Annotated in this window: 8 protein-coding genes; all 8 read right to left on the reverse strand. The window is 33.7% G+C overall.

Translation table 11 applies throughout. From position 1 onward, the window contains the following. Positions 1–118: 118 nt before the first annotated feature. The 8 genes from DG508_RS03020 to DG508_RS03055 all read right to left on the reverse strand — a co-directional run bounded on the left by DG508_RS03020 (position 119) and on the right by DG508_RS03055 (position 10,459). A complete protein-coding gene (locus tag DG508_RS03020) occupies positions 119–892 on the reverse strand; it encodes an outer membrane lipoprotein-sorting protein (RefSeq protein ID WP_108866715.1) in 774 nt (257 codons plus the stop codon). A 22-nt stretch (positions 893–914) separates the two neighbouring features. Beyond that, complete coding sequence (locus tag DG508_RS03025; protein ID WP_108866716.1) at positions 915–3,293, reverse strand: efflux RND transporter permease subunit; 2,379 nt, start codon at positions 3,291–3,293, stop codon at positions 915–917. A gap of 301 nt (positions 3,294–3,594) precedes the next feature. Beyond that, entirely contained in the window at positions 3,595–4,191 is a 597-nt protein-coding gene (locus DG508_RS03030) for a TetR/AcrR family transcriptional regulator (RefSeq protein ID WP_108866717.1), read from the reverse strand. 236 nt (positions 4,192–4,427) lie between these two features. Further along, complete coding sequence (locus DG508_RS03035; RefSeq protein WP_108866718.1) at positions 4,428–5,432, reverse strand: S41 family peptidase; 1,005 nt, start codon at positions 5,430–5,432, stop codon at positions 4,428–4,430. Then, positions 5,433–6,308 (reverse strand): hypothetical protein, encoded by an 876-nt coding sequence (locus tag DG508_RS03040; RefSeq protein ID WP_108866719.1) that lies wholly within the window; start codon positions 6,306–6,308, stop codon positions 5,433–5,435. 549 nt (positions 6,309–6,857) lie between these two features. After that, on the reverse strand, positions 6,858–7,697 hold the full coding sequence (locus DG508_RS03045; protein ID WP_108866720.1) for a metallophosphoesterase family protein: 840 nt from the start codon (positions 7,695–7,697) through the stop codon (positions 6,858–6,860). Next, positions 7,679–9,019 (reverse strand): SLC5/6 family protein, encoded by a 1,341-nt coding sequence (locus DG508_RS03050; RefSeq protein WP_108866721.1) that lies wholly within the window; start codon positions 9,017–9,019, stop codon positions 7,679–7,681. Before DG508_RS03050 ends, DG508_RS03045 begins: the two co-directional genes overlap by 19 nt. 9 nt (positions 9,020–9,028) lie before the next feature. Continuing rightward, positions 9,029–10,459, reverse strand: coding sequence for a SusD/RagB family nutrient-binding outer membrane lipoprotein (locus tag DG508_RS03055; protein WP_108866722.1), 1,431 nt, complete (start codon positions 10,457–10,459; stop codon positions 9,029–9,031). Positions 10,460–10,468: the final 9 nt, after the last annotated feature.

The following is a 10,468-nucleotide window of genomic DNA, read 5'->3' on the forward strand; positions in this document are numbered from 1 at the left end:
TGAGTAACAAAAAACACAAGGCAAGTTTGTGATACTAACTATTTTGTAACCAAAAAAACCTGTAATTAATGCTCAAACAGAGCCTTGTGATTTTGTTATGCCAATTATATAATTGTTTTTATTGCCCAGCTCTTTTAAGCGCTACTTGAGTAAAATCCTCATCAGTAAGATTAGCTTCAAAGTTATATTCACTAAATTTTAGCACAGTTTCTTTATTACTTTGATGGTTTACCATAGTAAATGTACCTGCTCTCCAGAATTTTCCTTTGTATAACTTATAATTACTATAAGTAAGTGTTTTTAGAAGAGAATTCTTTCTATCATAGAACTCAACTTTTTCAATACGATACCCTTTACTCTTGTTATAGGTCACAATACGTCTGGTATATCCTGATTTTGGATCAACAGGATCTTGTTCTACCAGTAAAAGAGTTCCATTTTCTTTTAGAAATTTGTAGCTATACTTTTCCACTTCCTGAGAAGAAAGATCTTCATAAGCAAATTCGCTACCCACAAAAGGCCCTGATTTATTATTAGAAGATATTCTTTTTACCCTTTTTATAGAGGGTAAAAATAACCATTGATCATCTGACCCTATTTTATGAGTAAAGGTAAGAGTTGAGGTTCCTTTTACATCTTTGGGGCTATTAAAAACAATTAATGATTTGTCACCATCGGCAGTTTGTTCCAGAGTTTTGGTAATCAACAAACGTTCACTGGTTTGCCCGTTTTTATTTTTTAGAGTCATTTTTAGATGAACGATAGAGCTGTTAAATCCTTGGTCTGCTTTGTCAGCAGCTTTAGCAATTTGTAAACCGCGTTGTTCGGCACTTTGTGCTGTTAAAAAAGTGATACTCAAAAGAGATAGGCCAATTAAAACTAAGGTTTTCATAAATGATAATTTTTATTGTTTATTATTTGTCTAATTGTATTTGTGTGTTTAATTCTTTTACAGGTGTTTTGACTTCACTTTTTTTGCTTATCAGAATTAGTAATGAAGGAAGCAATATGAAATCAATAATTAATGCAGATAGAATGATAATAACTGTAATTCTAGCCATATAACTGTTTAAAGCAAATGATGAAGTAGAAAGCACTGCAAATCCTGCCAAGAGTACAATTGTAGTGGTTACCAATGCTTTTCCTACCGTTTCAAAAGCATAGATGACAGCTTGTTTAGCATCATATCCCAATTCTCTACGTGCTCGTAAGAATTTACTCATAAAATGTACTGTATCATCTACAATAATCCCTAAGGTCATACCAAAAACGATGACCATTCCTGTATTGATTTGTGCCTTGTACATAGCCCAAAAACCAAACCCGATAAATACAGGAGTAACATTTGGAATGATACTAAGCAGTCCCATTTTGAAATTTCGTAAAGCAAACATGAGTACTAAAGAAATTAGGATTAAAGCAATAATATTTCCTTTGAGCATGCTATCTGCTTGTCTAAAGCCTAATTTTGAAAACATAAGAGTAGGGCTTACAGCAATTGTATGCATTGGTTTTGGAGTGTTATCCTGTAACCACTGTTCAGCTCTTTTTGAAAAATCAATCATCTCAGAACTCGATATATTTTGTATAGTAACAGTTACTCGGGTTTCTGATTTATCAACATTGATTTGATTGTTGAGGTCTAAACCAAAAGGAAGAGAGAGCTCATATAATAATAAGTATTGAGCAGCTTCCTCACGATTAGTAGGAACCCTGTAAAAAGATTCATCATCCCCGTGCATAGACCTGTTAACTCGTCTAGCCACCTCACTAAATGCATTTACATGAATTACCTCTGGTTGTGTATTAAGCCAGTTTTCGAATTCATTTAATTTTTGTAGATATTCAGGGTTATTAATTCCTCCACTTTCTCCGCTACCAACAGAAAATTCAACATTGTAAATTCCAGTTAGATTTTTACTGATGTAATCTGTATCACTTCTGAACTGTACTGTCTCATCAAAATAGTTAATGAACTCATCATTAAACTGATTCTTAGTAGCCAAGTAGGTCATACCACTTATAATGATTGTGGATATAATAGTAAGTCGTACTGGTTGTTTAGCTACAAATTCTCCTAGACTGGTGTACCAGCTTGCTTTTTGAACATTTTTTTTAGTCTCTTTAGTTTTTACAGGTAAAATAGCCATAAGAGCAGGTAGTGCAGTCGTAGAATACAAGAAAGCCATAGTCATCCCGAATGCAGTAATGTTTCCTAGATCCCAAAAAGGAGGAACATCTCCAAAATTCATGGTTAAGAATCCAATTACGGTGGTTAAGCTAGTAATAAATACAGGCATAAAATTAAGACGTATGGATTCTACAAGAGCTTCCTTCTTAGCATACCCTTCTTTACGCATTTTTTGTAACATTGTGATCAGAATATGAATACTATCTGCTACAGCCAAGGTTAATATCATTGTAGGAAAAACAGAAGAGGGAGGAGTAAGTTTAATTCCCATCAACCCTACAAAACCAATAGCACTCATTATAGAGAATACAACTACGATAAAAGTAGCAATCGTACTCACAAAGTTTCGTGTAAGGATTAAGGTGGTTATGATAACAATTACTAGCATGATTAAAGTGAGCATCATATCTCTCATAGAAGACTCAAAAAATGCAGTGTTTAGAGGAACCAAACCAGATGAATGTATCTGAAAGTTCGGGTGTTTTTCTTGAAAATCAGCAATGGTTTTTCTTATAAAAGCAGTTACCTCTGGTATTTCTTTTGCACTGTCTTTTCCTGGTAATCGCACGGTAATATTAATCGCGGTTACACTTCCTTTTTCATTGATAATACGATTGACAAGCAAAGGTTCTTTTAACGCTTTTTCTTTGATGATTTTGATTTCTGCTTCTGTTTTTGAAGCTGATTCATAGGATAGATCATCTACATAAAGGTCATCACCTTGAGCGCTTGTATGTTGAAAATTGGTTACGGCATCTACTCTAGAAGAATGAGGAGTATTCCACGTTTCTGCTGTGAGCTCTTCTATAGCAGTCAGATTCTCTTTGGTAAATATATTCTCATTAGAAGGGGAGAGAACGATAACTACATTATCATCTTTGGTGTATTTATCTTGTAGTGCATCAAAAGCTTCGAGTTCCGGATTAGATTCACTGAAGAATACGTGATAATCACCATCAAACTCCATATTTCCTTGAGATCCGAGACCTAATGCGATTATTATAGTAAAAATTAATACTGGCCATTTGAATTTGATTACAAATTCTGCCCATTTTTTTGCAAACGCGTTTGTAGCGTCACCAGCTTTTTTAAGTGCATTCATTTTTTTAGCTTATTAGTTGACCAGTCGACTTGTAGTGTGGTACAGTTCAATCTGATACAGGTTGTTGATATGAGTTTTATTATTTAGACGATTTACTCACTAAGTGAGACTTTAATACTACGAGGCTTGTTCTGTGGTGGTTTTTTTATAGTTAAATAGGACATGATCTTTTAAGTAGTAATGGTTAAAAATTGACCAGTCGATTATTGGTTAATGTTACTTATTTATTATCTATACCATATTGTTATTTTATTTTAAAATTAAAAATTGACCAGTCGACTACTAGGTGTTTAAAAAAAAATTACTTTAAAAAGAATTGTTTAGTCATATTGAGTACATTATCAATTGGATAGCTGCTTTGAGATTCTTTCATAGTGGTCATTGCTCCTTTACCAGCATCTTCAATAAATTCAACTATATCGATTATGTTTATAGAAGCATCAATCTCTCCCTTTTGTTGGGCTTCTAGGCCTGTTTTGATAATTGCTTCTTTTATAATATTATTTTTATCCAAAATAGCTTTTCTGATATTGTCATTATGATCAGCCATTTCATTACTTAAATTACAACCCATGCATCCCATTTTGCATTCCAATTCTTTTTTGAGTACTTCAATTCTATATTCATAAAATTTAAGCAAACGCTGTTTTGCAGAAAGTGATGTATCGTGTAAAATAGCAATAGTAGGAGTGATTTGCATGGTAAAATACTTATTTAAAGCTTTAATCACAAAATCCTCTTTGCTATCAAAATAAAAATAAAAAGAGCCTTTGGGAACCTCAGCCGCTTTTACGATGTCATTTACACTAGTAGCATTATACCCTTTAGACCATATGATCTCTATCCCTTTTTCTAAAAGGTAGTCGGCCTTGGTTTCATGCTTTATAGTTTTTGACATTATTTTCTTTTGAAGAAACAAAAGTATGACCACTCGTCTAGTTAAACAAATTTTATAGTGTTAAAATTTTATTTAAAAACCTTTATTTGTTTTTAATGGTTGATTATGAGTGTGGTAATTGTGTTTGTTGTATGCTGTGATATGTTTCAAGAATACAACTAGCGATAAAAAAGTAAGATTTTATCAATCTATATCATTTTATCGCTAATCAGTGTATCGTATTATAATATCAAGTTCTATTGTAATTCTGTGATTGCTCGTTCTAGAATCTCATCTTTTGTCAAATCACTCCAGTCAAAAAGAACTTGAATATCAGGAGGAACCCCATTTTCATAATCAGGTTTTTTATCTAATGTAAGTGCTTGAGTAATAGAAAATCGATAGGTCCATCCATTAGGCAACTGGCCTCCGTTTGGTAAACCAAGTCCTCCTCCTGTAGTATCACCTATAAGTATCATATTAGGAAGTGCTTTTGTAGAAAGGGAGAAAAATGAACCAGCACTATACGTACCTCTATCTACCAATACGATTACCTTATTTTTATATCGTATTCCGTTATATGGAGATACATATACTGGTTTGGCATCTGAAAAATCATTATGACCAGTACCTGTTTTTATTCTAGAATAATTTACAAGTGTTTTCTGTTCAACAAAACGATTTAATATGTCAAATATATCTGATACTGCTCCGCCACCATTTTCTCTTAAATCCAAAATAAGTCCTTTGGTATCTTTATATCTATTTAGTACAAAATTTAAATTGGTTGCATCAACAGTTCCTGGAAAAGATGGGAAACGTATATATCCAATTTCTTTGTTGTCAATGAAGTTATGGCGAAACGGCCCAGAAATGTAGTAATCTTGAGATAAATAATGATCCTCAATGATTCGCCAATCAAAATTATCTTGCCCTAAGTAATTAACCCCAAAAGTTGAGATATTAAAATTTGAGATGAGATTTGTATGATCATCTCTAAGTTCTGTCAGCATTGCTCCCAATACATTAAAGAGTGAATCTTGAGTCATGCCATCATATATTTTGGCAGAATACTCAGATTTTACAAGTTCCCAATCAATATTTTTTAATTCAAAATAAGCATATTTCTCATTACATTCATTCCACAAGTATTCAAAGTTATCTCTTGGGTTTGTAGATTCTAGATCATCTTCAAAAAGTACTTTCTCACAAGAAGTAAGTGATAGTGCTATGATTACTATAGTATATAACTTTCTCATCATTTATTTATTATTTGTATTAAACAAGAGAGTGAATTTTAAAGTGTGATTAGCCATTTCAAATTTATCTAAATCACCTCCAGTCTTATAAGCATCCCATAAATAGGAAAATTGAATTGCATTCTTATTTTTTAGTGAAATGGTATAGTCTAAGGCGCTATTAACTCTGTACCCAGAAAATATCTTGAATTGATAATCATCAAACAGTACAGGGTCATTAAGTAAGCTTGATTGCCCAGAATATGCATAGCCGTTACGAAAAGAACTATTAATCAAACCAACATTAAGCCTGAATGCCAAATTTTTTGTTCTAGGTTTTAGCTTATATTTTATAAATAAAAACTTCTTGTTTTTTTCTTTTTTGCGGCTTACATCTTTTTCCAGTTTTACAGAACCAAAAAGAGTTGGTATTAGTTCAAAACCTATTTGGTTATTTAATAAAGCCTCATTGACTCTAAAATTACCAGAAGTACTCAATAAACCTCCAGCTTTTATATTTAGTTTTTGAGAACTCAATTTGCGGATCTGATATAATCGCGAATAAAATAGAGATACACTTTTAACAGTACTGAATTCTGAATGATTATTAAATTTATTATGAAACTGCCCAAAAGAATAAGATAATCCAATCTCTGATTCTCTTTTTGAATTAGCCTTGAGATAGGATAGAGAGAGGTATTTTGAGATTCCTTTGTAAAAAAGGGGAGAGGTGGCAAAATCCCTGAAATTAGAAGGACCCAACCCCGCAGAAATCCCAATATAGGCAGGTGTATTTTTTCTCAATTCTTTTTTAGAAAGAGTAGAGGACTCGGTTTGCGAGATACTTGCCAATGAAACAAAGAGTAGCAACAGAGTTATAATTTTGTTCTTTTTTATCATGTATGTATTGTTTTACTTCTTGTTATTTGGACAATTCATCTAACCTATTGACAAGAAAAAAAGCATTAGGTTGCATTTGGTTCTTATAATTATGGATTTCATTATTGTATGGTATGTTTGCTTCTTGAAAGGAGCAAATGAATTATAGAAATTATGTGTGTATTGAATGGTAAATATAGTTTATTTATTTGAACGTTTCAAAGGGGTCAAGCCTTAGATATACAGAGTCGTGTTCATAAGAAAAGGAAGTAGTCAAATGGTTTAGGATGTCCCAAGGACAGAAGCAAGAAGGTAGCCTAAAGTCTTATACTAGATTCAGCTATTACCATTTTTAGGCTTAAATAAGAAGGATACATTTCTAATAATAATATATTTAAATAAAGAGCAAACCTCGACTTGGTGATCGCTGTATATGTTTTCTCTAGTTTAGCAGACTATTGTAGCTTATTTACAGTCAAATTGTGTCTTTTTATTTTTCCATTGAATCCAATATTCTTGTAATCCTTCAGGAGCTAACTTTGAAAAAGCACTAAAGAAAATTGATCGTTCTTATTTTGAGACGATCAATTTCTTCAAATCCCTGCCTTGTAACTTCTTTTCTATTTCAGGAAGAATTTCCATATTATCCCAGAGGCCGGTGAGAAGTGTTTTTGCATATTCTTGCGGTAATTCTTTTTTTAGCATTAATTGATTTGCAGTTAGATTATCATACTCAAAAGTCTCATATCGAATCGAAAAACCATTAGAGTCATCTATAATCGCATACCAACCTCTTGCTATCCCTTCGTTAGCTGGCATACCAATTACCCCAGAGTTAATCCAGATTAATGCTTCTTTTTTATCATAAAAAGGCAATCCGCAATGTCCTGCAATAATCACATCACTATTACTTGCATCAAAAGATGATTGTTTTACCTGCCAAGAAGTAGACTGAAAAATAAATTCTGAGATATAACTATAGCTACCATGAACTACTGTAAAACTTTTGTCAGCAAACTCAAAATTTATATAGTCGGGTAGTGATTGCATCCATTGTATCGATGTCTTCGATAATTGGTTTTGAGCATAGGCATACCAGGTTTTAGAAAAACCATCACAGCGAGAGCCAGTTTTAAAATCACACCCGCAGTCTATAGCACCTGTGCGCAATTGTTCTTCTACATTACCAATAATAGAATGTGCTCCCCATTGTATAAATCGTTGCACGGTTTCTTCTGGTTGTGCACAATATCCTACAATATCACCAGTACAGAAACAATTTTCTGAAGCAATTCCTTCCTTGTTAGCAATTGCAATAAGAGATTCTAATGCTTGCAAATTACTGTATACTCCACCAAAAAGGAGTATTTTTCCGTTACGTTTGCCTAGGGCTATCGTCTTTTTATCCATACAGGTACAAAATAAGCAATAAAACAACATACTAATCCCCAAATATTAACCCATAAAAGTTCAGCATAAGTACCAGTAGTATATATAAACTCTTTAGGGAAAAGATCAAAGACAAGTATAAAGCCAAATAATAATCCACAGCCTACAGAAAGAAAAAAACTGATTTTAGGAACCTTTTGTTTCCAACATAAAAAAATGGGAGTTAACCCAATAACCATCGTACCACTTATGGTAGTTGCAGACAGAATCTCGGCATCTAGAAAAACAGGAACTGTTCCTGCTATAGCAACAATGACCATTATCCATCTACCCAAAGATAAACTAGTACCTAGTTGTAGATCTATTGCTAGTAATTTGGCAGAAGAAGAAAATGTGGAATCAAGTGTAGAAGCGGCTGAGGTAATCATAATGAAATTGACTACTAATAATATGACTGCCCCAAAAGCTTTACTCACAGCCACCGCGGCTTGACCTTGTAAACCTTGTTGCTGAGCAAAAATACCTACTATACTAAAAAGAGTAATACATACTCCGCCTACTACTGTAGCCCACAAAAAACTACGTAATGTAGTCTTTGGGGAGCTAATAAACCCTCGATCTGTTAATACTGGGTCATGAAAAGGATAGCTGAAAGATTGTAGTATGGCGGCAAGTAATAAATTTCCTCCCATAGCCATGCTCCACTCTCCTGATAAGGCAACATCTGTCAACGAGAAAGTATCCACCTCAAAAATATTCCAAAGAATTATAAAAAGTAATACTGCAAATAACCCCATCTGCAATACATCTGTAAAGATACTACTACTTAGGCCACCTTTTAACGCATAGGCAAGAGTAAGAGTAGTGAATATTACTATTGCACTGTAATAGCCATTACTACCTGTCTCTCCAAAATAAGATCCTATTACCATTGTGTTAGACCATACCTCATTAAATAACCGTATACCAATCAATATAGAAAAAAGAAGCAATGCTCCTTTTCCAAAACGAGAAGCTAAGAATTGATGAATACTCTCAAAACCTCCTTGAGTTCGTAACTGGTATATTATAATCCCCGCAACAGCAAAGGATACATAATAAGCGGCATAAGCAACACCCCCAACCAGCCCAAAGCTAAGACCTAGGTTTGCAGCATTGGTAATGCTTTTTGCAAAAATCCAGGAAATTACAAGACTACCCGTAAGCATCCATAACGAGGGTTGACTCTTTGTACTCGATGCTTTATAAAATTGATTGTTGGTTTTAGCTAGTGGTGACCACCAGAAAAACAATAACCCAGATAGTACAATTAGACACCATTGCCAGATTTCTATTTCTTCCATTTTATTTCTTTATTCATCCCACCAAACAGGAAAATCAATACTGTTGCTATTCGTGTTTTGTGCTGCTTGATTATAATGAGTCGTATTTAATGTAGCTTCTTCTGCTGGATAGGGCATTCTCACAGGGATTACCCCATTATTCAAGCTTGCAGATACAGGTTTTAACCTAGGAAAACCAGTACGGCGATACTCTATCCACCCTTCATATCCATTAATCATATTAGCAATCCATTTTTGAGTACTAATTTGTTCAAGTGCCTTATTGGTATCAAAAGCTACAGTAGTATTCAAGTAATTCTCTGGCAATGTAGTCTGCCAATACTCAAAAGCTTGTGTTATTCCTGTATCATACAATGTTTTTGCATCTTCTGTAATAAACCCTTTTACAGCCGCTTCGGCTAGTAAAAAATGAGTTTCCCATGCAGTCATATAATTAGCATCAAGATCTCCTGTGTGTTCTCTAAAAATTGTTCCAGCCAAAGAATATTCTGCCAGAGAAATTGTAGTTTGAGAAGCATCGATACCATTGATAAGTCCATTATACTCATTAGTTGTAGCATTACCAAAAGGACGAAATAAAATGTTTATTCTAGGATCATTCAAGTCAGTCAGTATATTTTCTATAGTTTCAGACATTACAAAGTTATTAAAGTCTCCAGCGCGTAATCGAGCTAATCTGAAATTATTAGGTTCACTATCGGTAAATTCAAAAACGGCATTGTCGATATTGGTAGTGATATAGTTTCCTTCAGATACGATAGCCTGCAATTGTTCACTAATATCTTCTTTTGCAGAGATACGTATGAGTGCTTTGATACGTAAAGAATTGGCAAATTTAACCCAATTATCTAGATTGCCATTATATAATAGATCACCATCTAGAGAAATACTTCCAGAATAATTTTGAATAGCTTCGATTCCTTTTTCTAGATTATCAAGAATTCCACCTTCAGCCAGATAAATAGCTTCTTGCGTATCGTATTTTGGGGTAACAGTACCCTGATTTCCAATAAAGGCTTCGCTATAAGGAACATCTCCAAAAAGATCAGTAAGTGCCATCGTCATATAAGCTTTGAAGATCAATGCAGGCCCCTCATAAACAGTAAAAGTTGGTATGTCACGCGATTTAGTCAAAATGGTTTCATTATCTCGAAGATTGGTATAAAAGATAGCCCATGGGTTTCCTCCTAACTGTGGAGATTTAAGTGCATGACGATCAAATAAATTAAAATCTAATGCAGTAAGGTGTTGGCTCAACAAGTTGCCTGCAACAAAACCTTCATAAGACATTTGCTCGCCATAGTTATAAAGTACCTGTCGTAATAATAAACTAGGTTGTACATCTACAGGAGCATTAGGGTTGGTATTTATATCTTCAAAATCCGCTGCACATCCAGCTAGAAGAATAGTAAAAACAAATAAATAGATATAGTTTTTCATTGTGTACGT

The organism is Aquimarina aquimarini, assembly GCF_900299535.1.
GTDB lineage: Bacteria > Bacteroidota > Bacteroidia > Flavobacteriales > Flavobacteriaceae > Aquimarina > Aquimarina aquimarini.